The sequence below is a fragment of the Rhodococcus sp. IEGM 1351 genome, assembly GCF_030056875.1.
In the GTDB taxonomy this organism is placed as follows: Bacteria; Actinomycetota; Actinomycetes; order Mycobacteriales; family Mycobacteriaceae; genus Rhodococcus_F; species Rhodococcus_F opacus.
Genome location: NZ_JASHKU010000010.1, coordinates 66376 through 92352 on the forward strand (window position 1 = coordinate 66376; position 25977 = coordinate 92352).

Annotated in this window: 21 protein-coding genes and 2 tRNA genes; 5 read left to right on the forward strand and 18 right to left on the reverse strand. The window is 66.2% G+C overall.

Going from position 1 to position 25977, the window contains the following annotated elements:
- Positions 1 to 81: 81 nt before the first annotated feature.
- The 18 genes from QM806_RS19010 to dnaA form a co-directional block, all read right to left on the reverse strand.
- Positions 82 to 154, reverse strand: a tRNA-Ala gene (locus tag QM806_RS19010).
- A gap of 120 nt (positions 155 to 274) precedes the next feature.
- Positions 275 to 348, reverse strand: a tRNA-Ile gene (locus QM806_RS19015).
- Between the two features lie 131 nt (positions 349 to 479).
- Complete coding sequence (locus QM806_RS19020; protein ID WP_283292443.1) at positions 480 to 1886, reverse strand: DUF3566 domain-containing protein; 1407 nt, start codon at positions 1884 to 1886, stop codon at positions 480 to 482.
- The gene (gene gyrA, locus QM806_RS19025) at positions 1886 to 4408 is read right to left on the reverse strand and encodes a DNA gyrase subunit A (protein ID WP_005249092.1); all 2523 of its coding nucleotides are present in this window, start codon (positions 4406 to 4408) and stop codon (positions 1886 to 1888) included. Before gyrA ends, QM806_RS19020 begins: the two co-directional genes overlap by 1 nt.
- 151 nt (positions 4409 to 4559) lie before the next feature.
- Complete coding sequence (locus tag QM806_RS19030) at positions 4560 to 5402, reverse strand: MHYT domain-containing protein (RefSeq protein WP_005561077.1); 843 nt, start codon at positions 5400 to 5402, stop codon at positions 4560 to 4562.
- Positions 5403 to 5413: 11 nt separating this feature from the next.
- Positions 5414 to 5965 (reverse strand): GTP-binding protein, encoded by a 552-nt coding sequence (locus QM806_RS19035; RefSeq protein WP_005249094.1) that lies wholly within the window; start codon positions 5963 to 5965, stop codon positions 5414 to 5416.
- A gap of 13 nt (positions 5966 to 5978) precedes the next feature.
- Entirely contained in the window at positions 5979 to 6353 is a 375-nt protein-coding gene (locus QM806_RS19040) for a DUF742 domain-containing protein (RefSeq protein WP_054248914.1), read from the reverse strand.
- A gap of 7 nt (positions 6354 to 6360) precedes the next feature.
- On the reverse strand, positions 6361 to 6777 hold the full coding sequence (locus QM806_RS19045) for a roadblock/LC7 domain-containing protein (RefSeq protein WP_005249096.1): 417 nt from the start codon (positions 6775 to 6777) through the stop codon (positions 6361 to 6363).
- Positions 6774 to 9605, reverse strand: a complete 2832-nt coding sequence (locus tag QM806_RS19050; protein WP_283292446.1) for an ATP-binding protein — start codon at positions 9603 to 9605, stop codon at positions 6774 to 6776. The genes QM806_RS19045 and QM806_RS19050 overlap by 4 nt, the downstream gene beginning before the upstream one ends.
- A gap of 424 nt (positions 9606 to 10029) precedes the next feature.
- Positions 10030 to 12072, reverse strand: a complete 2043-nt coding sequence (gyrB, locus tag QM806_RS19055; protein ID WP_043787085.1) for a DNA topoisomerase (ATP-hydrolyzing) subunit B — start codon at positions 12070 to 12072, stop codon at positions 10030 to 10032.
- A 197-nt stretch (positions 12073 to 12269) separates the two neighbouring features.
- The gene (locus tag QM806_RS19060; RefSeq protein ID WP_167115483.1) at positions 12270 to 13208 is read right to left on the reverse strand and encodes an alpha/beta fold hydrolase; all 939 of its coding nucleotides are present in this window, start codon (positions 13206 to 13208) and stop codon (positions 12270 to 12272) included.
- A gap of 46 nt (positions 13209 to 13254) precedes the next feature.
- Entirely contained in the window at positions 13255 to 14373 is a 1119-nt protein-coding gene (locus QM806_RS19065; RefSeq protein WP_064080185.1) for a PDR/VanB family oxidoreductase, read from the reverse strand.
- Positions 14370 to 15278, reverse strand: a complete 909-nt coding sequence (locus QM806_RS19070; RefSeq protein WP_007301426.1) for a metal-dependent hydrolase — start codon at positions 15276 to 15278, stop codon at positions 14370 to 14372. The genes QM806_RS19065 and QM806_RS19070 overlap by 4 nt, the downstream gene beginning before the upstream one ends.
- 125 nt (positions 15279 to 15403) lie before the next feature.
- Entirely contained in the window at positions 15404 to 15967 is a 564-nt protein-coding gene (locus QM806_RS19075; RefSeq protein WP_005263477.1) for a DUF721 family protein, read from the reverse strand.
- Positions 15957 to 17189 carry a DNA replication/repair protein RecF gene (gene recF, locus QM806_RS19080; RefSeq protein ID WP_283292450.1) on the reverse strand — a complete coding sequence of 411 codons (1233 nt, stop codon included), beginning with the start codon at positions 17187 to 17189 and terminating at the stop codon, positions 15957 to 15959. The genes QM806_RS19075 and recF overlap by 11 nt, the downstream gene beginning before the upstream one ends.
- Positions 17190 to 18161 (reverse strand): phosphogluconate dehydrogenase (NAD(+)-dependent, decarboxylating), encoded by a 972-nt coding sequence (gene gnd / locus QM806_RS19085; protein WP_259465776.1) that lies wholly within the window; start codon positions 18159 to 18161, stop codon positions 17190 to 17192. It lies immediately after the preceding gene.
- 2 nt (positions 18162 to 18163) lie between these two features.
- A complete protein-coding gene (gene dnaN, locus QM806_RS19090) occupies positions 18164 to 19348 on the reverse strand; it encodes a DNA polymerase III subunit beta (protein WP_005249107.1) in 1185 nt (394 codons plus the stop codon).
- Between the two features lie 649 nt (positions 19349 to 19997).
- A complete protein-coding gene (gene dnaA, locus QM806_RS19095) occupies positions 19998 to 21584 on the reverse strand; it encodes a chromosomal replication initiator protein DnaA (protein WP_005263480.1) in 1587 nt (528 codons plus the stop codon).
- 738 nt (positions 21585 to 22322) lie between these two features.
- Here dnaA and rpmH point away from each other — a divergent pair.
- From rpmH to QM806_RS19120, 5 genes are read left to right on the forward strand one after another with little or no spacing between them, the layout of a single operon-like run.
- Positions 22323 to 22466 (forward strand): 50S ribosomal protein L34, encoded by a 144-nt coding sequence (gene rpmH / locus QM806_RS19100; RefSeq protein ID WP_005263481.1) that lies wholly within the window; start codon positions 22323 to 22325, stop codon positions 22464 to 22466.
- A gap of 27 nt (positions 22467 to 22493) precedes the next feature.
- Positions 22494 to 22871, forward strand: a complete 378-nt coding sequence (gene rnpA, locus QM806_RS19105) for a ribonuclease P protein component (RefSeq protein ID WP_005249110.1) — start codon at positions 22494 to 22496, stop codon at positions 22869 to 22871.
- The gene (gene yidD, locus QM806_RS19110; RefSeq protein ID WP_005263483.1) at positions 22868 to 23230 is read left to right on the forward strand and encodes a membrane protein insertion efficiency factor YidD; all 363 of its coding nucleotides are present in this window, start codon (positions 22868 to 22870) and stop codon (positions 23228 to 23230) included. Before rnpA ends, yidD begins: the two co-directional genes overlap by 4 nt.
- A 4-nt stretch (positions 23231 to 23234) precedes the next feature.
- The gene (gene yidC / locus QM806_RS19115; RefSeq protein ID WP_005263485.1) at positions 23235 to 24347 is read left to right on the forward strand and encodes a membrane protein insertase YidC; all 1113 of its coding nucleotides are present in this window, start codon (positions 23235 to 23237) and stop codon (positions 24345 to 24347) included.
- Between the two features lie 19 nt (positions 24348 to 24366).
- Positions 24367 to 24921: a Jag family protein gene (locus QM806_RS19120; RefSeq protein ID WP_037206810.1), complete on the forward strand. Its 555-nt coding sequence runs from the start codon at positions 24367 to 24369 to the stop codon at positions 24919 to 24921.
- Positions 24922 to 25977 lie beyond the last annotated feature (1056 nt).

Sequence of the window (25977 nt, forward strand, 5' to 3'; positions counted from 1 at the left end):
CCTCACCCGGTTCTGGTCCGCACAGCAGCGTGCCCCGGACTCTTCCGAATCCGGGGCACGCTATTTCTGTATTTGTACTTGTGGAGCCTAGGAGATTCGAACTCCTGACATCTGCCTTGCAAAGGCAGCGCTCTACCAACTGAGCTAAGGCCCCGTTACCTCGTGCCACACCTCATTGCCGCGAAGCAACTTGGACAGTCCGATCGCCACCAGCACTCCGGCTCCCACAAACAGGAGGACCTTCATGCGAATGACCTTTCACCGGCACCAGGAGTGGGCCTAGGAGGACTTGAACCTCCGACCTCTTCGTTATCAGCGAAGCGCTCTAACCGCCTGAGCTATAGGCCCCTGAAGTCTGGAAACTCATCTCGCGCAGTTCCCTGAACCGAGTCGGAAGATTACCCCACCGGACCGGCAACTACCAAAACCGGTCCGGCGAGACGGTCTTTTCCCAGCTCAGCCCTCGTCGTTTTCCGCGTTCAGTCCCGGTCGGCGAGCGTCACTTCGACGCCCCCGACGAGGTCGGAACACAGGTTGTAGATGAAGGCGCCGATCGTCGCCAGTGCGGTGAACAACACCATGTTCGCGAGACCGATGACGGCGGCGTATCCGAAGACCTGCCCGGCCGTCACGAGCCCGTCAGAGCTCGACTCCGCGACGATATCGGTGAACGCGTTGTTCAGCCGGTCCCACACGCCCATCCCGTCCAGGACGACGTACAGCAGGCCGACGGCCACCATCCACACGAAGAACAGCGACACCGAAATGACGGACGAGATCTTCAGCGTCGACCACGGATCGATCTTGCGGACCTGCACCGTCGCCCGGAGAGCCTCGCCCTCCTCGACCCGCTGCGGGGCCACGGCGACCTTCGGCTGCTGACCCGCGGCCGCTGCCCCGGGCAACGGGTGCTTGGCCTCGGACAGGTCCGGCATGTCCTTGGGGAGCACGTCCCGGTTGATGTGCCGGGTGGGTCCGTCGATCGCGGACGCCTTCGCCTTCGCGGCCTCCCGCTGAGTCACGGCACCGGCGGCTGCACCGGACACCGCACCGACCGCTGCCGTGGCCGCGGTCGCGGTCGAGGACGGTGTGCGATCGGGCCCCTCCTTGGGCGCGGGCTGACCCTTCGCCGGCGCCGACGGGTTCTGTGCGGGCGCCTTCTGGGTGGGCACGGCCTGGGTGGGAGCACCCCCGTTCTGCGCGCCCTGGGGTCGCTGACCCTGCGCCTGGGGCTGCTGCGTCTTCTGCGTCGGCGCGGTCTGCGGTTTCTGGACGTCCTGACCGGCGGGAGCCTTCGCTGCCGCGGCACCCGCCGCAGCCGCTGTTGCCGAGCCGTTGGCCGGGTTCGGCTGCCCCTCCGGGCGCGACTGCTTGGCACCGGCCCCGCCCTGCACGGGACGCTTCAGGTTGGTCTGCGGCTCACGCTGCATTCCCCGCTGCCACGGCGGAGCCTGATTTCCCCGGATGGACTCGGTGGGAGCACCGCCCGCGGGAGCCCGGTTGCCGGACGCCTGCTGCGGCGGGCCCTGATGCCCGGGAGCCTGCTGATTCGGAGCGTGACCCTGCTGCGACGGCGGCACGGGCCTGCCCTGCGGGGTCTGCGTGCGCGGACCCTGATGCTGGGGCGTCGACGGCGACCGGGCCGGATCGGCCGGAGCCTGCCGATCCGGTCGCCCGTCGGGAGCACCACCCGGCCGGGCAGCCGGCCCCGCCTGAGCGGGGCCACGACCGGCTGACGCCTGCGGCCCCTGCGGCGCGGAACCCTGCTGCGGGTTCGGTCGCGCCGACCCGTTCTGGGGAGTGCGGGAGGCCTGCTGCTCGGGTGGCGCCTGATTGGCGGAACCCGGGTTCTGCCGGTCACTGCCTGGCTGGTTGGGAGTGCTCACTAGGACTCCTTAGCTCCTTTGCCGCTGCTCTCGGCGTTGTCGTCGGGTTCGTCCGGTTCGTCGGCATTGCGCGCGATCGCGAGCAGGGTGTCGCCTTCCCCGAGGTTCATCAAACGAACCCCCTTGGTCTGCCGACCGGCCTTGCGGACCTGCTTGGCGGCGGTGCGGATGACACCACCGCCCGACGTGATCGCGTAGAGCTCGTCGTCGTCGTTCACGATGAGCGCTCCGACCAGGGTGCCACGTTTCCGGTCGTACTGGATCGTGAGTACACCCTTTCCGCCGCGACCCTGGACCGGGTAGTCCTCCATGCCGGTGCGCTTCGAGTAGCCACCCGACGTCGCCACCAGCAGATAGGTGCCTTCACGCACCACGTTCAGCGACAGCAGTTCGTCGTCACCGTTGAATCGCATGCCCTGGACGCCGGACGTGGCGCGGCCCATCGGACGCAGCGCCTCGTCGGTGGCGGAGAAGCGGATCGACTGTCCCTGCGCGGAGACGAGCAGCAGGTCGTCGTCGGAGGAGCAGAGGACCGCGCCGACCAGTTCGTCCTCACCGCGCAGGTTGATGGCGACGATGCCGCCGCTGCGGTTCGAGTCGAAGTCGGTGAGCTTGGACTTCTTCACCAGACCGTTGCGGGTGGCGAGAACCAGGTAGGGGGCGTCCTCGTACGTCTTGATCTGGATGACGCTCTGGATGCGCTCGTCGGGCTGGAACGCGAGCAGATTGGCCACATGCTGCCCGCGGGCCGTGCGGCTCGCCTCCGGCAGCTCGTACGCCTTGGCCCGGTACACGCGGCCCTTCGTGGTGAAGAACAGCAGCCAGTCGTGCGTGGAGCTGACGAAGAAGTGCGAGACGATGTCGTCCTGCTTCAGCCCGGCGCCCTGCACGCCCTTGCCGCCGCGCTTCTGCGAGCGGTACAGGTCGGTCTTGGTGCGCTTGGCGTAGCCGGTCTCGGTGATCGTGACGACGACGTCCTCGCGGGCGATCAGATCCTCGTCGGCCACGTCGCCGTCGGCCGCGATGATGCGGGTCCGGCGGTCGTCGCCGTGCTTGTCGACGATCTCCTTGAGCTCGTCACGGACGATCCGGCGCTGACGCTCGGGCTTCTCGAGGATGTCCTTGAGGTCGGCGATCTCCCGCTCGATCTCGGCGAGTTCGTCGATGATCTTCTGACGCTCGAGGGCGGCGAGGCGACGCAGCTGCATCGCGAGGATCGCGTCGGCCTGGATCTCGTCGACGGTGAGGAGCTCGATCAGGCCTGCCCGCGCGATGTCGACGGTCTGCGACGCCCGGATCAGCGCGATGACCTCGTCGAGGGCGTCGAGCGCCTTCACCAGTCCGCGCAGGATGTGAGCGCGTTCCTCGGCCTTGCGGAGCAGGTACTCGGTGCGCCTGCGGATGACCTCGACCTGGTGGGCGACGTAGAGCCGGATCATCTGGTCGAGCCGCAGGGTGCGCGGCACGCCGTCGACGATGGACAGCATGTTGCAGCCGAAGCTGGTCTGCAGCTGGGTGTGCTTGTACAGGTTGTTGAGCACGACCTTCGCGACCGCGTCACGCTTGACGGTGACGACGATGCGCATACCCGCGCGGTCCGAGGACTCGTCGTGGATGTCGGAGATGCCGGCGATCTTCGCGTCGCGCACCTGCTCGGCGATCGACGTGATCAGGTTGTCCGGGTTCACCTGGTACGGCAGCTCGGTGATGACGATCGTGGTGCGCCCCTTGGCGTCCTCCTCGATCTCCACCACACCGCGCATGCGGACCGAACCTCGTCCGGTGGTGTAGGCGTCGTGGATGCCCTGGCCGCCGACGATCAGGCCGTGCGTCGGGAAGTCGGGTCCCTTGACGCGTTCCATGACCGCGGTGAGGGTGGACTCCTCGTCGGCTTCCCAGTTCTCGAGCGCCCAGTAGATGGCCTCGGCGACCTCCCGCAGGTTGTGCGGCGGGATGTTGGTGGCCATACCGACGGCGATGCCGCCGGAACCATTGATCAACAGGTTGGGGATACGGCTGGGGAGAACTGACGGTTCCTGTGTACGACCGTCGTAGTTCGGGGTGAAATCGACCGTCTCGTGGTCGATCTCACGCAGCATTTCCATGGCCAGCGGAGTGAGCCGGCACTCGGTGTATCGCATCGCGGCGGCGCCGTCGTTGCCGCGGGAACCGAAGTTGCCCTGGCCGTCGACGAGCGGGTACCGCAGCGACCACGGCTGGGCCATGCGGACGAGCGTGTCGTAGATCGAGGCGTCGCCGTGGGGGTGGTAGTTACCCATCGTCTCGGCGACCGGTCGCGCAGACTTCACATAACCGCGATCGGGCCGGTAACCGTTGTCGTACATCGCGTACAGAACGCGGCGGTGCACCGGCTTGAGGCCGTCTCGCACGTCGGGCAGCGCACGACCCACGATCACGCTCATCGCGTAATCGATGTAGCTGCTCTGCATCTCCTGCTGAATGTCGACGGGCTCGATGCGGTCGTGCCCCGGTCCCTCCGGCGGCAACGTTGTGTCAGTCATGAGCTCCTTCTTCTACTCGGCTTGACGTCTCCTCGCGGACTCGCGGTCCTGCACGACGTCGCGCAACCACCCGAGTCTATAGGTGCAGGTCAGCTGTGAGGGTGAAGGACTCGGGTGCGCTCATGAATCGGTGCCGCCGGAGTCGTCCGATCTACTGGAGTTCGAGCTCCCGGCCCTGGGTTTCGGCGGCGAGGGATTCGGCGGCGAGCATGTCGGCCTCGAGTTCGAGCTCGGCGGCGACGCGGTCGGGCGCCATCAGCAGGGCGGTGATCGGGATCGTGACCACGAGCATGCCCAGCACGAAGACGGGGAACAGGATCGAGAACACCTCGAGCCCGTCCGGGCGCGCCACGGCCAGGTCGACGGTTGCGCTCAGCCCGAACACGCCGGTGTAGTGCATGGCCACCAGTCCGGCGGCCACGACCACCGACGCCACGAGTCGCAGCGTGCGGGACTCGAGGGCCGAGATCGACCACATGATTCCGGCGCCGACGACCAGGCCGATCACGGCCGACGCTGCCGTCAGGAGGATGTCGGAGTCCACGGAACCCTGGATCTCGAGGGAGGCGACGATCGCGAGGTCCATTCCGGTGAAGCCGACGCCGAGGAGCACCGCACCGCCGGCGAGACGGCCGATCTCCACCGACGCGCTCGGCAGCCGGTGTTTCGTCGGCGGCGGGCTGATGATCAGCAACGCCACCGCGGCGGCCGCGACGGGCACCACGAACGAGACCGCGATCCACAGGACGTCGTAGCGCACCACGCTGCCGTAGACCTCGAACCCGACCATCGCGATGTAGTGCGGCAGCCAGGCGCCGATGCCGCCGATGGACAGCGCACCCCAGGCCAGCCAGAGGTACCGCTGCCTCGGGTTCGGCGCGGTCACCGCCTTGCGGGCGCTGGCGATCCCGACGAAGACGCCGATGAACGCCGTGACCGCGGCGAGGGCGACGATCCACGTGCCCATGGAGAAGTGCTGCAAGTCGTCCGACATGTTTCGAATCCTCAGTACGCGGCCGTGTGAAGCTTGGTCAGTGCGTATTCGGTGATCGCGACCAGAGCGCGTTTCGCCGATTCCCGGTCACGCGCGTCGATCGGGATGATCGGCACGTCCTCGGAGATCGCGAGGGCCGCGCGGATGTCCTCGATGGGGTAGCGCGGGGCGTCGTCGAATTCGTTGATCGCGACGAGGAACGGCAGTTGCCGGGCCTCGAAGAAGTCGACGGCCGCGAAACTCTCGTCCAGCCGGCGGGTGTCGATCAGGACGATCGCACCGATCGCACCGCGGATCAGGTCGTCCCACATGAACCAGAACCGGTGCTGACCGGGGGTACCGAACAGGTACAGCACCAGGTCGTCGGCCAGGCTGATGCGACCGAAGTCCATGGCGACGGTGGTCGTGCCCTTCTGCGGTGTCGCAGCCAGGTTGTCGACGCCGTCGCTGGCGTTGGTCACGAGCGCCTCGGTGCGCAGCGGGACGATCTCGGAGACAGCCCCCACCAGCGTGGTCTTACCGACGCCGAACCCGCCGGCGATCACGATCTTGGTCGAGGTCACCCGATTGCGGGGATCAGATTTCGCGAAGTCCACTGAGGACCCTTTCGATGAGTTCACGACGTTCGGAGTCGGTCGAGTCTTCCTTCAGGGTGGCCAGGATCTGCAGATGACCGGCCTCGACCAGGTCGGCGACCAGGACGCGTGCCACTCCGAGGGGTACGCCCACCCGGGCGGCGATCTCGGCGACCGAAGGCGACAGCTGACACAACGCGACGATCGCGGCGTTGACGTCGTCGAGTTCCCACTGCCGGTCCACCGACTGCGGCAGTGCCTGAATCAACGCTTCGAGCGCGAGCTCGACCGCAGGCCGGGTCCGGCCCGACGTCAGCGAGTACGGGCGCACGATGTTCGGGCCCGGCTGCTCCGAGTGGTGGTCGTTCATGGGCATGGGCTGGTCAGAGACCCTGCGGGGTGCGGGCCGTGGCCTGCACCGATGCGCCGACGCGGTCGACCAGGATCGCCATCTCGTAGCCGACCTGCCCGATGTCGCACTCGGCGTCCGTGAGGGTCGCGAGGTGCGAGCCGTCGCCGACGCTCATGAGCAGCAAATACCCGTGCTGCATTTCGACCACCGACTGCAGCACTCCGCCGCCTTCGAACAACCGGGACACACCGGCCGACAGGCTGGCCAACCCAGAGGTGACCGCGGCCAGCTGCTCGGCCCGGTCGATCGGGAGATGGGCGCTGGCTGCCATCAGGAGACCGTCCGCCGACACGAGCACGGCGTGGGAGACACCGGGCACGTCACTGGCGAAGTTCGACACCAACCAGTCGAGCGGTCGCGTGACGTCGGATCCATGAGCGGTGTTCATCGGTCTCCTTCAATGCTGTTACGTTCCGCGAGCCTCGTGGCCCTGCCGTTTCGGACGCCCTGCTGGTGACGACTGAGATTGGCGCGAATTGTCTCAGGGTCACGCACCCGGCGCAGTGTCCCCGTATTGTGCGCGCCTTCGACCGTGCCGGGAACCAGTCGGTCGCCGGGACGCCGCTTCGGCAGTCCGATCTCCGGGTCGACCTCGACGGGAGTCTCGCTGATCCGTTCGGCGGCGGACCATCCGGCGTCGCCGGCGGAATGCCAGACGCCGGGTGCGCCCTCGGCGCCGGTCGGATCGGTCAGCCAGTCGGACACCATGTCGGAGAAGATCGGGGTACCGCCGCCGGGCCGGGGTGTGGCCTCGGCCGACGGCGGGTCGATCCGCGACTGGAAGAACGACGCGGTCTTCGCCGAGTTGGTGCGGTAGCGGTGCCGGACCGGTGCCTGATCGTCGCCGTTCGACGACGTGGGCGCCGGCTGTTCCGCGGTCCGCGCCGCGATGCGGTTCTCGCTTCGTGGTGCGTGCGGTGCGTGCTGCGGCTGCGATTCCGCCGGTGCCGTCTCCGGGGTAGCCCCCTGCGGCCGCCGCACGGGCAGCTTCGGCATCGCCCCGGATCCGCGGACGTTGACGGTGTCCTGGGACTGCGCGGCCGGGGCACCGGCCGACGATCCCGCGCCGGCGGCGATGCCACTGGCACCGGGCTGACGTCGGGGCAGGCTCGTGCCCGACGCCGTCGTCACCGCGCCCGCAGGTGCCGGGCTCGGCGGGGGCGTGGACGGGGTGCGGGTCGGCAGTCCGTTTCGGGTTGCCGGCTTCTGCTGTCCGTTGTCCGTGCGCGGTGCCGGGGCCGCGGGTGCCGGAATGGCGGTGCGGACCGGCGCCGCGGGAATCCTCCGCTGCGGTCCGGTGTCCTGCCGGGCAGCCTGCGACACGATCAGCGCATTCGGGATGTGGATGCTCACGGTCACACCCGGGTTGCGGGCGGTGTCGAACGTCGACCGCAGGCGCACGGTCAGGCCGTGACGCTTCGCGAGGCGGCTCACGACGAACAGACCCATGTGGCGGGCGGTCTCGGGACCGACCTCACCACCCGACGCCAGACGCTCGTTGACGGCGCGCATGTCGTCGGCCGGGATACCGATACCGCGGTCCGCGATCTCGAGCAGCACCCCGCCGTCCACGGCGCGAGCGAAGCTGAACGTCACCGAAGTGTCGGGCGGCGAGGCGCGCAGCGAGTTGTCGACGAGTTCGGCGAGCAGGTGCACGACGTCCGTGACGACGGTGCCGCTGAGCGCGCCCTCGGGGGTCGCACCCATCTGCACACGCTGGTAGTCCTCGACCTCGGAGATCGCGGCACGCAGCACGTCGCCGAGCGGGATCGGCGCCGCCTGCGAACGACGCACGCGGGTGCCGGCCAGAATCAGCAGGTTCTCACCGTTCCGGCGCATACGCGCGGCCAGGTGGTCGAGCCGGAACAGGCTCTCGAGTCGCTTCGGATCTTTTTCCTCGAACTCGAGATTCTCGATCAGGCCGAGTTGCTGGTCGACGAGCGACTTGCTTCGGCGCGCGAGGGTTTCGAACATGTCGTTGATCTGCAGGCGCAGTTGCGCCTGCTCACCGGCGAGCTTGAGCGCCTGCCCGTGGATGTCGTCCACGGCGCGGGCGAGCTGGCCGATCTCCTCGGAGGAGTGCACGGCCACCGGCTCGAACGACAGTGCCCGCGGATCGTCACTGGCCTTGATCTGCTCGATCGCCTCCGGAAGGTCGCGGCGCGCAGCCTTCAGCGCGCCGTACCGCAGGCGGCGGATCGGACCGATCAGCGACCGCGACACGAGGAGCGCGAGGACGAGGGCGGCGAGCAGGGTTCCGAGGACGATCGCCGTGTCACGCAGCGCGGCGGACCGGGTCTCGGCCGCGCGGACCTGCACGGTGGACGCGATGTCGTTCGCCGCTTCGCTGGTCAGTTCCTGGTAGACGTCGCGGCTCGCGATGAGCGAGGAGCGCAGCTGCAGGATGGGCAGCATTCCGCCGCGCGCCGCGTCCGCCAGGCCCTGGTCGATGAGGGCGTTGCGGTCGTTGATGTTGTTTCGCAGCGTCTCGAGACGGGTATCACCCTTGGGGTAGTACCGGTCGAGGACGTCGAGGAGGCTCGATTCGGCGCCGGCGGCCGCGACGACGGCCGAGGTGGGAATGTCGCCCGTGCGGGCTTTCTCCCGTCCGTCGGGACCGGCGTAGACGTCCTTCACGATCACGAGGCCCATGGCCTGCTCGAACAGACGACGCTGCGCCTGCCACGCGTTGGTCAGCTGGTAGCCCTTGTCGACGACTTCGCTGTCCTCGATGGGACGGACGATGTCGTCCACTTCGCGGATGAAGTCCGCGGCGAACGCGCGCTGGCGTTCCGCGAGCAGGTCGGTGGCGACGCCCGGGGAATCCATCAGATTCAGGAGGGCGCGGCCGTCCGAGACGGTCTGGTTGATGGAACTCGCGACGGCGGGATCCAGCTCGGGGTTCCGGGCCTCCTCGGACACGTCGTTCATCAAGGATTCCGCGTCCTCGCGGTCCTGCTTGGTGAGGGTGCCCGAGGCGTAACCACTGGTCACGGTACCCATCGAGGCCTCGAGGGCCACGATGTCCGGGACGACGACGATCTGGTCGGCCGCCTCGGTGAAGTGGACGGCGTTACTCAGCTCGCCCTGCACACGGAGCCCGCCGAGCACCATGGCGACGGTGACGGGAACTGCGAGAACCGCGGTGACCTTCCACCGCAGGCCCCAACCCTCGATATCCCAGAACTTTGCCCGGGGCGGCGAATCGTCGCTCATCCCACGCTTCCTTTCCAACCACTCATAGCTTGTCGCTCTGTGCTCGTGACCGCGCCTGCGGCAGGACAGTCGTACCGGCCCGGACGACACGCGTCGACAGAGGAAAGTGATCGATCAGTTGCGCTGTGCGCAACGCTGCCCGACGCACCGATTTCCGAATGTAACGAGTTCATCACATCCCCATGGGGAACGTTCTTACCACAGAAATTCCCCGATCCTTACTTCCAAGTAACATGCGCACCACCGATCCCAGACGTTGCCGTCGCGGGGGGATCAGCGGACCAGGCTACACAGAATCGCGGTTCACAGTCGAGGACGGATTTCCGCGTCACCCGGTTCTGTAACCGGCCCAGACGGGTGCAGCCACCGGGGTCTTCCGACCGCCGGTGGCTGCACGATATCCGTAATCTCTTGTGCCGGATACCTAGACGTCGAGGAAGCGGACGTCCTTGGCGTTACGGGTGATGAAGCTACGCCGGGCCTCGACGTCCTCACCCATGAGAACGCTGAACAGCTCGTCGGCTGCGGCCGCGTCGTCGAGCGTCACCAGACGCAGAACGCGCACCGTCGGATCCATGGTGGTCTCCCACAGTTCCTTGGCGTTCATCTCGCCGAGACCCTTGTAACGCTGGATGCCGTCGTCCTTGTTGATCTTCTTGCCGGACTCGAGACCGGCCTTGACCAGGACGTCGCGCTCGCGGTCGGAGTACGCGAACTCCGGGTCGCTGCGCTGCCACTTCAGCTTGTACAGCGGGGGCTGTGCCAGGTAGACGTGACCGTGCTCGACGAGCGGGCGCATGAAGCGGAACAGCAGCGTGAGCAGCAGCGTTGCGATGTGCTGGCCGTCGACGTCGGCGTCGGCCATCAGCACGATCTTGTGGTACCGCAGCTTCGCGATGTCGAATTCGTCGTGGATGCCCGTGCCGAACGCGGTGATGATCGACTGGACTTCCGTGTTCTTCAGCACACGGTCGATGCGTGCCTTCTCGACGTTGATGATCTTTCCGCGCAGCGGCAGGATCGCCTGGTACATCGAGTCGCGGCCGGACTTGGCCGAGCCGCCTGCGGAGTCGCCCTCCACGATGTAGATCTCGGACTTGCTCGGATCGTTGGACCGGCAGTCGGCGAGCTTGCCCGGCAGACCGCCGAGGTCGGTGGCGCTCTTGCGGCGCACCAGTTCGCGGGCCTTGCGGGCGGCGACGCGGGCCTGCGCCGACGACACCGCTTTGTTCACGATGGTCTTCGCGTCGGCCGGGTTCGCCTCGAACCAGTGCGACAGGTGCTCGTTGCTCGCCTTCTGGACGAACGACCGGACCTCGGTGTTACCGAGCTTCGTCTTCGTCTGACCCTCGAACTGCGGTTCACCGACCTTCACGGAGATGATCGCCGCGAGGCCCTCACGGATGTCGTCACCGGTGAGCTTCGGGTCCTTCTCCTTGAGGAGCTTCTTGTCGAGCGCGTACTTGTTGACCGTCGCCGTCAGAGCGGAACGGAAGCCCTCTTCGTGGGTGCCGCCCTCGTGGGTGTTGATGGTGTTCGCGAACGTGTGGACCGACTCCGAGTAACCGGAGTTCCACTGCATCGCGATCTCGAGTTCGTGGCCGGTGCCCTTCGCGGTGAAACCGACGACGGAGTTGTGGATCGGCTGCTTCGTGCGGTTGATGTGCCGCACGTAGTCCTCGAGGCCGCCCGGGTAGTGGTAGACGCGGGTCTTCACCTTGTGCACGGCAGGCGCATCCGCCTCGGCGGACTCGTCCTCGGCGGTTTTCGGCGCGTCCGCGACCTGACTGACGACCTCTTCGGTGACCTCGGCGTCGCTGACGCGCTCGTCGGTGAGGGTGATCGTCAGGCCCTTGTTGAGGAAGGCCATCTCCTGGAGGCGGCGCGCGACCGTCTCGAAGCTGTAGACCGTGGTCTCGAAGATGTTCGGGTCGGCCCAGAACGTGACCGTGGTGCCCGTCTCCTTGGTGGCCTCGCCCTTGACGAGTTCACCCGGCTTCGAGTCGGTGTAGGTCTGGTTCCATTGGAAGCCGTCGCGCTTGATGTCGACGTCGAGCCGGGTGGACAGCGCGTTGACGACGGAGATACCGACACCGTGCAGACCGCCGGACACGGCGTAGGAGTCGGAGTCGAACTTGCCGCCGGCGTGGAGCTGGGTGAGGACGACCTCGACGGTGGGGACACCGGAGGCGTGCATCCCGACGGGGATGCCTCGACCGTCGTCGACGACCCGAACGCCACCGTCCTCGAGAAGGGTGATCTCGACCTTGCTGGCGTGGCCGGCCATGGCCTCGTCGACGGAGTTGTCGACGACTTCCCAGATCAAATGGTGGAGACCGCGTTCACCGGTGGAACCGATGTACATACCCGGTCGCTTACGAACGGCTTCGAGTCCCTCGAGGACGGTGATGGAAGAAGCGCCGTAGTCCTTGCTGGAGGTGCTTTTGTCTGACTTCTGGGCAGCCACGGGTGGGTAGCTCTCCTTCTCCGTCCAATGCCCGACGCAGGCGCCCACCGCCCTGGTCGGGCACGCGGGAGACGAGAATCGGGAATCTTGCCGCTAGTTACCTCGGCCATCTTACTGGTACGTCAGCGCCAGGAGCGTGCTATGACACCCCTGAGCGCCCCGTAGACGAATTTTCAGGGCGTCTCGGGAGTGAAAACCTAGGCCGAAGCGCTCTTGGACGGGCCGTCCGAGAGATCCGCCCACTGCCGGTCCTCGACGTCCAGCACGAACTCCGCGGCAAGTTGTGCGATGTCCTCGGCGTGGGAGATCGGCGACCAGTGCCCGGCGTCGACCTCTCGACGGCGCAGGTCGGGTGCCCATTTCTCGGTGTCCTCGTAGCCGACGGGCCGCACCGCCTTGTCGTTCTTGTTGAGGATCAGTTGGACGGGGACGTCGGTGTACCGCTCGCGCGGCCTCAGCAGACTCGTGCGGATGTTGGCGCGGTACAGCTTGAGACCGTTGACCATGTCGTCCGCCAGCGTCGGCGCCGGACGCACCAGCGCGGGATCGAGGCGGTCGAAGAACTTCAGGAACGCCGGCCAGTGCCGGGAGAACCAGAGCCGCAGCGGCAGCGTCGCCAGGCCCGGAATCTGGAACAGGACGGTGTAGCCGGACGCGACGGCCTGCGCGAGCGGCCCGCCGAAGCTGCGGTCCGAGATGCGGCGGCGCAGCCACTTGCCGAGGTGATCGAGGTTGGGGCCCGAGACCGAGGTGAACGACGCGATCCGCTCGCGGGCTCCCGGTTCGCAGACCGCCTCCCATGCCTCCACCGATCCCCAGTCGTGGGCCAGCACGTGCACCGGCCGGCCCGGGCTCACGGCATCGATCACCGCGAACAGGTCACCGGCCAGGGCGGGCAGCCGGTAGTCCTCGACCCGGGTGGGCACGGTGCTCCGGCCTGCGCCGCGGCTGTCGTAGCTGACCACCCGGAACCGCTCCGTCAGGAAGGGCACCACCCGGCTCCACAGGTCGTGGGTGTCGGGCCAGCCGTGCACGAGCACGATCGTCTCGCCGTCGGGGTTGCCCTTCTCGAACACGGCGAGTTCGACGGAACCGTTGGTGATCCGCCGGGCGGTACCGGATGTGGATGGAGTCATGGTGGGTCCTCTGGTCGTCGTGCGGGTTCGGGTTTGACGGTGGGAACTACAGATCGAGGACGAGACGGCCCCGGTCGGCGCGGGACACGCAGATCAGCATCTCGTTCTCCTGCTCGGCGTCGGTGAGCCGCGTCTCGCGGTGATCCGGGGTGCCGGAGAGCACCTTCACCCTGCAGGTGCCACAGAAGCCCTGCTGGCACGAATATCCCACTCCGGGCATCGTCTTCTTGATCACCATCAGTGCGGATTCGTCGGCGGGCACGGTGAGCACCTCACCCGTGCTGACGAGCTGCACTTCGAATTCGGTGCCGTCGAGCACCGGCGGCGCCCCGAACCGCTCGAAATGCAATGCGGTGGCCGGGCTTCCGGGAAACGCACGGCGCACGGACTCCAGCATCGGCGTCGGACCGCAGCAGTAGACGGCACCGCCCGGCGCGGCGCGCCCCAGCAACTCCTCGGCGGTCGGCAGTCCGAACTCGTCGTCGGGACGGATGAAAACCCGTGACCGGTCGAACGTTTCGATCTCGTCGAGGAACGGCATCGACTCCCGTGACCGGCCGGAGTACACGAACTGCCAGTCCATTCCGAGTTCGCGCGCCGCCCGGACCATCGCGAGGATCGGCGTGATGCCGATGCCGCCCGCGACGAAGAGCGCGCTCCCTTCGCCGACGAAGGGAAACCCGTTGCGGGGGCCGCGAACCGTCACCGGGGCACCCGGTTCGAGCGCGTGCATCTCGAGGGATCCGCCACCGCCGTCGGGGATCCGGCGAACGGCGACACTGTAGCCCGTGCGGTCCGCCGGGTCCCCGCACAGCGAGTACTGACGTCGCAGCCCGGACGGCAGGTGGAAATCGAGATGCGAACCCGGCTGCCACGCAGGGAGTTCCGCGCCGTCCTCGGCTTCGAACCGCAACTGGACGACGTTCTCGTCCCGTGCGACGACGTCACGCTGGGAGACAACCATTTTCATCGCCACGTCCGGGTTGTGACCGGCGACGCCCGGGTTGTACTCGTACGCGGTGAGAACACCGAGGTACTTGGCAGCGACGGCCTCGGTGATCCGCATCGCGCGGTCAGGGCGCGGTCGCCCCTTGATGTCCGGGGGAGCGTCGTAGCGGGGCAGTCCCTGCCCGGTGAGCACCTCCCGCACCTGCGACAGCTTCATCGCTCGGCCGCCTGAGCTGCCGGCGAGGACGCCAGGTACTTCACGGCCTGCGCCGTCGAACCCTCGTTGCTCGGGTGGTACGAACGCGTGAAGTACGTCGACATCCGCTTGCCGAGTTCCCGGGCCGTCGGGAGGGTGCCACGCTTGCCTGCCGCGAAGAAATCGGTCAGGTGCGGCTTGCGCCGGTGCGCCGACCACTGGGCGAGCTCCGGATCGTTGCGCATGAGGAAACGGGTGCCGCGCACCCACAGCCACACGATGACCGGGGTGACGATCACCTGGGTGCGGATCCGCCGGGACTCACGCTTGTCGAAGTACCGCATGACGTCGTAGGCCACGGAGCGGTGCTCCACCTCCTCGGCACCGTGCCAGCGCAGCAGGTCGAGCATCGTCGGATGCATGCCGGAGCGGTCGAGTCCCTCGGCATTGAGGACCCAGTCGCCGAGGAACGCGGTGATGTGCTCGATGGCGGCGATGACCGCCAGCCGCTCGATCAGGTAGTTCTTCTCCCGCAGACCGGTCAGCGGTCGCGGTCCGAGGATCTTGGAGAAGGTCCATTCCATCTGCTCGGTGAAGGGCGTCGGATCGAGACCCTTCTCCTTCAGGTGCGCCAGCACGCCGGTGTGGGCGTTTGCGTGCATCGCCTCCTGGCCGATGAACCCGACGACGTCGTCGCGGAGCCGCTCGTCCTCGATCAGCGGCAGTGCCTCTTTGAACGTCTCGACGAACCACTCCTCACCGGCGGGCAGCAGAAGGTGCAGGACGTTGAGGACGTGCGTGCCGAACGGGTCGCCCGGGATCCAGTGCATGGGGAGGTTCGACCAGTCGAACTCCACGTTCCTGGCCTGCAACAGGATGTGGTCCGGTTCGGGGATCGCGTTCCGGGGTGCAGTCGGGGCGGACATCTCATTACTCCTTCGTGCCGGCGGCTGCGCCACGACGAAGGCTTGTGGCACAGTTCACTCGAAAACTTGGAGTAACTGTAACACCGGGTAATAGACAAAACTAGGGACCGAACGTCCGCTCCGGCCTATCCGTAGGTGTCCCGAGGTCCGCGCCCCCGGATGTGCCGTTCGCCTTTTCGCCAGCTCGGGGCGGTCGGACCGGTGATCCGCAACGACTTCACGACGCCGTCGCCGACGGCCGCAGCAATCTTCGCGAGAATCTGCGACTGCATCATCCGAAGCTGCGTCGCCCAGGCCGTCGACTCCGCGGAGACGCTGAGAATCCCGTCCCGCAGCCCCGTCGGTTCGGCGTGCGCGGCGATGTCCTCACCGACCACCTGTACCCACCGACCGAGGACCGTCCCCTCCGACACCTTGGGCGACCAGCCGCGTTGTTTCGCGATCGCGTTGGTCAGCGCACCGAACGGCTGCGGGTCGCGGTCGTCCGGTCCGGGACCCGACCATCCGCGTCGACGCCGGGCGCGCAGGGCCCGGACACCCGTTCCGGATCGGCGGCCCTGCCCGACGGATTTTCCGCTGGCCTTCGCCGCGGCACGCGCCTCCTCCAGGGCACGGCGCGCGAGGTCGATTCCCTTCACCTCCGGTTCGGGGGCCGCAGCCGGTGCGGTGGGTTCGACGTCATCCGTCACGGCGGTCCTCCGTCTCTTCCACAATGTGCGATATTCGTCCTCGATCGGTGTCGCGGGCCTCCACACCGAATCGGACGGCGTCGAGTTCCTCCGGAACATCTTCCGGCACGGCCGCCGTGATCAGCACCTGTTCCGCATCCAACGCGACCTTGGCGAGTGCGCGCCGTCGACGACGGTCGAGTTCGGCGAACACGTCGTCGAGCATGAGGACGGGATCGCTGCCCTCCGAACGCAGCAGTGCGAATCCCGCCAACCGCAACGACAACGCGAACGACCACGACTCACCGTGACTCGCGAATCCCTTCGCCGGGGTGTCGCCGAGCTGCAATTCGAGATCGTCACGATGCGGGCCGACGAGACACACACCCCGCTCGATCTCCTTGGAGCGCATCACAGAGAGCTCCTGGAGAAACCGCTCCTCGAGAAACGCGACATCGCCAGCCTCGGGCGCTCGAGCCGGTTCGGTGAACTCCGGCGGCAGCGAGGAGCCCAGACTCGAGCGGTAACGGACGCTCGCGGGCCTCGACTCCGGCGCCAGCGATTGGTACGACTCGGCCAGGTGCGGCGCGAGATCGTGGACGAGGTGAAGCCTTCCGGCGAGCAGCTGCGCGCCGTGTGCAGCGAGATGTCCGTCCCAGACCTCCAGCGTGGCAAGGGCACTCGCGCCGTCCTCGCTCGGCTGGCCGCCGCCGCGCGACACCCGTCGCAACGCGCCGCCTGCCGTCTTGAGCAGCGCCGACCGCTGCCGCAGCACCCGGTCGTAATCGGCGCGCACCGCCGCCATCCGCGGGATACGGGACGTGAGGAGCTCGTCGAGGTAGCGTCGCCGATCACCCGGATCGCCGCGGACCAGCGACAGATCCTCCGGCGCGAACAGCACCGTCTGCAGAATCCCGAGAATCTCCCGCGGCCGCCGGGTGGGCGACTGGTTGATCCGCGCCCGGTTGGACTTGCCCTCGTTCAACTCGAGATCGACGGTCAGTTCCCGGCCGGTGTTGACGACCGTGGCCCCGGCGAATGCCTGACCGGTGCCCGTCCTGATCAGCGGGGCGTCCGAGCTGACCCGATGAGACGAGAGGGTCGACAGGTAGCCGAGCGCCTCGAGCACGTTCGTCTTGCCGTGTCCGTTGGGTCCGACGAAGACGGTGCAGCCCGGACGCAGGGTGAGACCGAGGGCGTCCCAGGAACGGAAGTCTCTGAGCGAGAGTGCGCGAACGAACACCTACGTTCCAGAACCGGCTTCTGCCTCGCCTGCCGCCTTCTTCACGGCGTGACCACCGAACTGGTTGCGCAGCGCCGAGACGGCCTTCATCGCGGGGGAATCGTCCTGACGGGACGCGAACCGCGCGAACAACGCGGCCGAGATCACCGGTGCGGGCACCGCGTGGTCGATCGCCTCGAGCACCGTCCAGCGTCCCTCACCGGAATCGTCTGTGTAACCGGAGATCTCGGCGAAATCGGGATCCTCACCCAATGCCTTGACGAGCAGCTCCAGCAGCCACGACCGGACGACCGTGCCCTTGGTCCAGGCGCGCAGCACACCGTGGACGTCCGTGACGAGGTCTTCCGCCTCGAGCAGTTCGTAGCCCTCGGCGTACGCCTGCATCAGTCCGTATTCGATGCCGTTGTGGACCATCTTCGCGTAGTGGCCGGCGCCGACCGGGCCTGCGTGGACGAAGCCGTCCGCACGCTCACCCTCGGGACGGAGAGCGTCGAAGACCGGCAGCGCCCGCTCGACGTCCGCGTCCGATCCGCCGACCATCAGCCCGTAGCCGTTCTCGAGTCCCCACACCCCGCCGGACACACCGCAGTCGAGGTAGCCGATGCCGCGGGAACCCAGCAGCTCGCCGTGGATTTTGTCGTCGGTGTATCTCGAGTTGCCGCCGTCGATCACCAGGTCGCCGGTCTCGAGCACCGACGACAGTTCGGTCACCGTGTCCTGGGTGATCTTTCCCGCCGGAACCATCACCCAGACGACTCGCGGAGACTCGAGTCGCTGAGCGAGCTCCGCCAGCGATGCCACATCCGTGACCTCGGGGCGGGGGTCGTAGCCGACCACCTCGTGCCCGTGCGCGCGCAACCGCTCGCGCATGTTGAATCCCATCTTTCCGAGCCCGACCAACCCGATCTGCATCGTGATCTCCGTCCACTCGTGAGATTTCTTTCGGCAGTACTGGTTTCGCTTCCGCGAAATCGTCAGCCCGGGAGACGCACCGGCATCAGCAGGTACGTGTACGCGCTCTCCGGCGCCGCGAAGTTGCCGGAATCGTCGGGTTCGATCTCGTCCTCGGTGGCCGGACGCAGCACCGCGGGGCGGCTGGGGGTCGTGAAACCGAACAGCACCTGCTCGCTGTGCAGCGAAGACAGTCCGTCGATCAGGTAGCCGGGGTTGAAGGCGATGGTGAGCGGCTCACCCTGGAACACCGCGTTCAAGCCTTCCTCGGCGCGACCTGCGTCGTCGCCACCGGCGGAGAGGAGCAGCCCCTCGGTGGAGAACTGCAGTCGGACCTGCGCGCCGCGCTCGGCGACGAGGGCCACACGCTTGATCGCCTCGACGAGCGGAGCGATCTCGACGGTGGCCAGCGCGGTGTGCTCGGACGGCAGCAGCTGCCGGAACTTCGGGAACTCGGCGTCCAGCAGCCGGGTGGTGGTGCGGCGGCCGTCGTTGACGATGCCGAGGAGCCCGTCGTTGCCGACCGCGGATCCCGAACCGAGCGCCAGCTCGACCGGCGAAGTGGCATCTCCTGCAAGAGTTTTCGCCGACTCGGAGAGCGTCTTCGCGGGGATGAGGACGGCCGCGGTGGTGTCGGGGTTCGCCGGCGACCACTCGAGTTCGCGGACTGCGAGACGGAACCGGTCGGTGGCGGCGAGCACGATCGCGTTGCGTTCGATCTCGACCCGGATGCCGGTGAGCATCGGCAAGGTGTCGTCCTTGCCCGCCGCGACAGCCACCTGACTGATCGCTTCGGAGAAGACGTCGGCGGGAATCGAGCCGGTCTGCTGCGGCAACTGCGGAAGCTGGGGATAGTCCTCGACCGGCATGGTGGGCAGGGAGAACTTGGCGCTTCCGCACGTGATCAGCACGCGGGTGCCTTCGAGGGTCACGTCGACCGGCTTGTTGGGAAGCGACTTCGTGATGTCGGCGAGAAGCTTGCCGGAGACGAGGACCTGACCGGCGCTACCGACCTCGGCTGCCACCCTGACCTGGGCCGATACCTCGTAGTCGAATCCGGAAACCGTCAACCCTTGCTCGGTCGCGTCCAGGAGAACACCGCCGAGAACGGGGACAGGAGGCCGCGACGGCAGACTGCGAGCGACCCATGCCACTGAATCAGCGAATTCTTCCCGGGAGACACGAAACTTCAGGCTTCCAAGCTCCATCGCCGGGTTGTTCCTCTCGGTAGGCACGGTTGTTCGCCACGGTCGGCCCGTGACCACAGCACTGCAGTCTTTCACAGAGCGGCGATGCATAACCGTATGCCCTCGAGGACGAACTTGAAAGCGGAACGGTTGCGTACTCGAGTCTCCGCCAGAGGCCTGTGAACCGACGCTGTCCCCAACCCTGTTTTCAAAGAGGTTTTTAGAAGAATTAATGAGAAGTACTATTAGGTCCTGTGGAATCTGTGGACGAAGGTGTGTAGACGCTGGTCCGTCCGCGTCGCCGTATGGGGAATTCTCGAGGACAAACTCGAGGACCGATCCGGCACCCATGTGGACTACTCGAGGTTGTTCAAAGTTCTGCACGTTCTGTCCACAGAGATTCCACCTCATCCCCACACTTATCCACAGGTGTGCATGCTTTATCCCAGGTCCTGGCGTCGGCGTGTTGCACCGGCGTGTCGTGTCGGCGGGGATTCGCGCGAGCCTCGAGTAGACCCTCGAGCGGTACCTCGAGGACCCGCTCGAGCCAACCCTCGAGGACCGGCTCGAGGAGCCCCTCGAGTTGCCCGTGGGACGGTGTTTCCCCCGAAACGGCCTGTGCCCCCGGTAGGCGAGCTACCAGGGGCACAGGAGAGGGAGGTGTCGGTGACTACCTCTTGGAACGCTGCTTGATCCGGGCGGTCAGCTCCTGGACCTGGTCGTAGACCTTCCGACGCTCCGTCATCTCCTTGCGAATCTTCTTGTCCGCGTACATGACCGTGGTGTGGTCACGGCCGAACGTCTGCCCGATCTTCGGCAGGGACAGATCGGTGAGCTCACGGCACAGGTACATGGAGATCTGCCGGGCGGACGCCAGCGGACGCGCCTTGCCGGGGCCGCAGAGGTCGTCGATGGACATGTTGAAGTACTCCGCGGTGACCGCCATGATCGTCGCCGCATTGATCTCGAGACTCGACGAGTCCGGCATCAGGTCACGCAGCACCACCTCGGCGAGCGTGAGGTCCAGGGGTTGCCTGTTCAGGGACGCAAACGCCGTCACACGGATGAGGGCGCCCTCGAGTTCCCGGATGTTGCGTTCGATCCGGGAGGCGATCAACTCGAGGACGTCGTCGGGCACCTCGAGCCGGTCCATTCGGGCCTTCTTGCTGAGGATCGCGATGCGCGTCTCGAGTTCGGGCGGCTGAACGTCGGTGATCAGGCCCCATTCGAACCTGGTGCGCAGTCGTTCCTCGAGTGTTGCCAACTGCTTCGGCGGCCGGTCGGACGAGACGACGATCTGCTTGTTCGCGTTGTGCAGGGTGTTGAAGGTGTGGAAGAACTCCTCCTGGATACCTTCCTTGCCCTCGATGAACTGGATGTCGTCCACCAGCAGTACGTCGGTCTCGCGGTAGCGGCGCTTGAATGCCACCTTGCGGTCGTCGCGGAGGCTGTTGATGAAGTCGTTGGTGAACTCCTCCGTGGAGACGTATTTCACCCGCATCCCGGGAAACAGCCGCTGGGCGTAGTGGCCGGCGGCGTGCAGGAGGTGCGTCTTGCCGAGGCCGGACGCACCCCACACGAACAACGGGTTGTACGCGCGCGCCGGCGCCTCGGCGATGGCGACGGCCGCCGCGTGGGCGAACCGGTTGGACGAGCCGATCACGAACGTGTCGAACGTGTACTTCGCGTTGAGGCTGTTACCCCCGGTCGCCGACGGTGCCGGGCCCGAGGGCGGCTTCGTGAAGTACGACGGCCAGGATTCGTGGACGCTGGCGAGGGCCTCGCGGTCGTCGTCGACTTCCTCGAAGTCCGTCGTGTCCGAGTAGGGCTGATCCTCACCGGAGCCGAACCGGCGCCTGCGGAACGAACCGGAACTGGTGACGGAAGGCTCGAGGTGGCGAGGAGTGTGGATAGGTTCCGGCTCGGGCCGGTGGTCCCGGCTCGGAGGCTCGGATTCGGGTTCGTCGTCGACCGGGGCCGCGATACGCACACCGAGGCCTTCGACCTGCTCACCGAGATGCCGGCCGAGGGCGTGGAGGATCGGCTCACGGAGATCCCGCTCGATCGCCTCCTGCGCGAAGGGCGACGGTACGGACAGGAGCGCGAAGCCCTGTGCGAGCGTCAGCGGTTTGACGAGCGCCAACCACGCCTTCTGTCCCCTCGTCAACGGCGGCAGATCGCCGCCGGGCGAATCGGATGTGAGGTCTGCGACGACGTCGATCCAGATCCGTGCGAGCGCATTCGGATCGTCGTTCACGTGGTTCCTCCCCAGTGTGTTCGCGGACTCGGCGCCAGCGGTGCCGAGTCGAGTGTCGGTGCCGTCGTCGAGGTGGAATTGGGAGCTTCCCCGACCTGAGGATGGACCCCGTACGGACCTACGAATATGCCATCTGAACTGTGTTTCCACACAATTATCCACAGATGTGGACAAACCGCAGACGCCTCTCGTCGAGACGCCGTTGCATGGTGAGGAGTCCAGATTGAACGCACTGACCTGCGCTTATGCTTGCGAAACCTGGATGAGCGGGTTCGAGGACCCAGGAAGTGAAGGGTGTCAACAACCCTCGTGGTGATCTGAAGCGGCACACCATCTGTGCCCTGTGGATGAATTGCGGTGAATATGCAGATGAGAACGCTGAAGTCGAGAGCTGGGCACTCGATCAGGGTTCATCGGCGAGACCATGCATAGACGCTAACAACAGTGTCGGCAACCTCACAGCGGTTTGGCACATTGGAAGTTGGGGTGCAAGCATTTGTCGATCCTCGGCGTGTCGGTCAACCGATTCGCGGGGGAATCGCAGGTGAGCGAGTTTGACCTGACCGTGAGTGGTAAGTACTCTCGAACAGTCACCCTGTGGTGAGGTGGCGGTTTCGTGCTGGCTCGAGTCCAGTTTCGAAGTCGTTTCATCCCCACCTGTGGATGAACACCTGAGTTTTCGCCAATGTTAGATCCATGACGCCGGGAGGCGTCGATGAACTTCGAGGAGTGTTGACCGTGGCCAAGGGCAAGCGGACGTTCCAGCCGAACAACCGACGCCGCGCGCGCGTTCACGGCTTCCGTCTTCGTATGCGGACCCGTGCGGGTCGTGCAATCGTTTCGGCGCGTCGCCGTAAGGGCCGCGAATCTCTCACCGCCTGATCCCGACACTGGGTTCGGGAGCTCGGGGTGTTGCCTGAGCCGCACCGATTGCGTCGTCATTCAGATTTTTCGTTGACTGTGCGACGTGGTCGTCGGATGGGAAGACGCGACCTGGTTGTGCACGCATTCGACCGTGCGCAGGCAGATGAGCTGGTGAGTAGCGGCGGTCCGCGATTCGGACTGGTTGTGAGTAAGGCTGTCGGGCCGGCGGTGATTCGACATCGAGTCGCACGCCGGCTTCGTCATATCTGCATCGACCTCGTGGACGTGGTTCCACGCGGAACCGATGTGGTGATTCGGGCTCTTCCGGGAGCTGCGACTGCAAGTAGCCGGGACCTGGAGAAGCAACTCCGTGCAGGTCTCCTTCGATTGGACCTTCTTGCGCCTGTGAGTAACTCCGCATGAAAAGCGCACTCCACGAGTCGCGCGCCCACACGGCCGAGGCCACTTCCTCGGTCTCTTCCGCGTGGAAGTCGGTCCGTGCGTTACCGGCGCGCACTCTCATATTCTTCATCGAGCTCTACCGGACGTATGTGTCGCCCCTGAGGATGCCGACCTGCCGGTTCATGCCGACCTGTAGCGAGTACGCGGTGGAAGCCCTGCGTACCCACGGGGCGATCAAAGGCCTTTTCTTGACGGTGGTTCGGTTGGCGAAGTGTGCCCCCTGGCACCCTGGTGGGTGGGACCCGGTCCCTGCCCGTCACGACCGTCATGCGGGTGGCCGTTGCTGTCCGGCGAACGTGGACGAACAGAGGAGTACATAGAGCCGTGCTCGACTTCATTTACTATCCGGTGTCCGGGATCCTGTGGGTCTGGCACAAGATATTCGGTGCCATTCCCTTCCTCGGGCCGGACAGCGGTGTCACGTGGGCGCTCTCCGTGGTGTTCCTCGTGTTCACCCTGCGTGCCGTGCTGTACAAGCCGTTCGTCAAGCAGGTTCGCACGACGCGCCAGATGCAGGAACTTCAGCCGCAGATCAAGGCTCTGCAGAAGAAGTACTCGGGTGACCGCCAGCGTCAGGCCGTCGAGATGCAGAAGCTCCAGAAGGAGCACGGGTTCAACCCCATCATGGGCTGCCTGCCGGTTCTCGCGCAGGCTCCGGTCTTCATCGGCCTGTTTCACGTGCTTCGCTCGTTCAACCGCACCGGCACCGGCTTCGGGCAGCTCGGCATGTCGGTCGAGGCGAACGCGAACACGCCGAACTACTTCTTCAGCGTCGAGGACGTGCAGTCCTTCCTGAGTGCCCGACTGTTCGGTGCTCCCATCTCGGCCTGGATCACCATGCCGAAGGAGCAGCTCGATGCGTTCGCTGCCTACGGCCCGATCCCCACGGTGTTGAACATCGCGGTTGTCGCGGTTCCGCTGATGGTCATTGCCAGCATCGCGACCCACTTCAACTCGCGCGCCTCCGTCGCACGCCAGAGTCCCGAGGCCGCCGCCAACCCGCAGTCCGCGATCATGAACAAGCTCGCTCTGTGGGTTTTCCCACTCGGTGTGCTCGTCGGTGGCCCGTTCCTCCCCATCGCGATCCTCTTGTACTGGGTGAGTAACAACATCTGGACCTACGCGCAGCAGCACATCGTCTTCCGTCGTATCGACGAAGAAGAGGAAGAGAAGAAGCAAGCTGCCATCGCACGCCGGGCAGACAACGCTCCGAAGCCCGGTGCACGTCCGGATCTCACCAAGAAAAAGAAGAAGTCCGCGACCGCAACGGACGGCTCTTCCTCGGCGGACGAGCCGGAGATCGTCGAGGGTGTCGTCGAAGACAGCGCCTCCGATCAGGTGAGTGGTGATGGTTCGGCGACGGGTACGTCGAAGCCGAAGCCCGGTGCCCGCCCCCAGTCCAACCGCGGAAAGTCCCCCAAGCGCAAGCGGCGCTGATTCAGAAAAGAGAACGAGCATGGCTAGTGAGCCTGACATCGCAGTGGACGGAGATGAGACAGACGTGACTGCAACGACGCAGAACCCGGACACCGAGGTGGATTCCGATTCTGACGACTACCTGATCGAGGAAGGGGAAATCGCCGGCGATTACCTGGAGCAGCTGCTCGACGTACTCGACTTCGACGGCGATATCGACCTGGACGTCGAGGGCGACCGTGCTGTTGTCAGCATCGACGGTGGAGACGATCTCACCAAGTTGGTCGGACGCAAGGGTGAGGTGCTCGACGCACTCCAGGAATTGACTCGCCTCGCCGTGCAGCAGGCGACGGGCGAGCGTAGTCGCCTGATGCTCGACATCGCCGGGTGGCGTGCCGGCCGTCGCACCGAATTGACCGAGCTGGGTTCCTCGGCTGCTCGCCGCGTACTCGAGAGCGGCGAACGCGAGGAGCTCGCTCCGATGACGCCGTTCGAGCGCAAGATCGTTCACGACGCAGTCGCGAAGGTCGATGGCGTTTCCAGCGAGAGCGAAGGCGCCGAGCCTTCACGTCGCGTGGTCGTCATCAAGGACTGATCCACACAAGCATCACCAAGGCGGGGCTCCCGGATTCATCTCCGGGAGCCCCGCCTCTTCTCTATCCGTATGTCGCTACCCGTCACTGTGGATTCGTTTCGTTTCACGTGAAACACGCACCCCTCCCCTCCCCCACCGAGGGGCGGGTGTCCGCAGCGAGATTCGGATGCCTCCTCCGCTCACTGCGCTGTCTCAGGGCTTCGTGGACAGTGTGTTGTCGACGAAGACGCGGACCGTGCCCGCTCGATCTCGGAGAGAGTTTGATGTTCGCGCACGCCCGCCGGTGGTCGGCGACCAGGGTATGCGGCGGGTGTTCGCGGCCGCAACGACGCTGCGAGTTCAATGCCCGGGGTACATCGCCGAGCGCCTTGATGAGGGGCCACCAGTCCGCCAACAGGTCCACCGCTCCGCGGGCACCAGCACCGCACACAACCCAGTGCGGGCATCCACAGTTCATGGTCAAGACTGGGAGCTTCGTTGTCGTTCGGATTTGGCCCTGGTTGATCGGGCGGGTGATCGGCGGGAACCGGAAATCACACTGACGATCCCCAGCGAGGGAGGTGGCGCATGAGGAAGGATTCGGCGGCAGGAAGATCGGGCACGGTTCGGCGACGTGGATGCTGAGGATCCGGAGTGGTATGGTCCCAGCCGATCCGTTCGGCCATCACGGTTGCCGGAATCTCGAGATCTCAGTGCGCCCTCGGCGGCTCACGCCGAGCAGACGGGTTCGCGGGGAAATCCCCATCGCTCATCCGATCGCCCTGATAGGCAACTGCTCGAGCCGGGATCGATGGGCAGGGGTCAAAATTGGCAAGCCGTACCCCGCTCAGTTTCAGGGGCCGCCCAAAACGTGAATCCGTCGGCGACTAGTGGGCCAACCGATCGACCAATTCCTCCTGCACCGTGCCGCCGGCGAGTGCCGAGATCGTGGAGACGAGTACTGGATCCATCGAAGCTCTGCTTCGCTCATCCGCCGATGGTCACCGGACACGATCCGAAAGTTCGCGAAGTCCTGAGCCAAACGATTCACGGTGCGCTGACTCGACGCGGTGAGTT

Coding starts and splice junctions, on each gene's coding strand:
- gyrA (WP_005249092.1), bottom strand. CDS start 4,408: ATGACTGACACAACGTTGCCGCCGGAGGGACCGGGGCACGACCGCATC.
- QM806_RS19030 (WP_005561077.1), bottom strand. CDS start 5,402: ATGTCGGACGACTTGCAGCACTTCTCCATGGGCACGTGGATCGTCGCC.
- QM806_RS19040 (WP_054248914.1), bottom strand. CDS start 6,353: ATGCCCATGAACGACCACCACTCGGAGCAGCCGGGCCCGAACATCGTG.
- QM806_RS19045 (WP_005249096.1), bottom strand. CDS start 6,777: ATGAACACCGCTCATGGATCCGACGTCACGCGACCGCTCGACTGGTTG.
- QM806_RS19050 (WP_283292446.1), bottom strand. CDS start 9,605: ATGAGCGACGATTCGCCGCCCCGGGCAAAGTTCTGGGATATCGAGGGT.
- QM806_RS19060 (WP_167115483.1), bottom strand. CDS start 13,208: ATGACTCCATCCACATCCGGTACCGCCCGGCGGATCACCAACGGTTCC.
- QM806_RS19065 (WP_064080185.1), bottom strand. CDS start 14,373: ATGAAGCTGTCGCAGGTGCGGGAGGTGCTCACCGGGCAGGGACTGCCC.
- QM806_RS19070 (WP_007301426.1), bottom strand. CDS start 15,278: ATGTCCGCCCCGACTGCACCCCGGAACGCGATCCCCGAACCGGACCAC.
- dnaN (WP_005249107.1), bottom strand. CDS start 19,348: ATGGAGCTTGGAAGCCTGAAGTTTCGTGTCTCCCGGGAAGAATTCGCT.
- yidD (WP_005263483.1), top strand. CDS start 22,868: ATGAAAAGCGCACTCCACGAGTCGCGCGCCCACACGGCCGAGGCCACT.
- QM806_RS19120 (WP_037206810.1), top strand. CDS start 24,367: ATGGCTAGTGAGCCTGACATCGCAGTGGACGGAGATGAGACAGACGTG.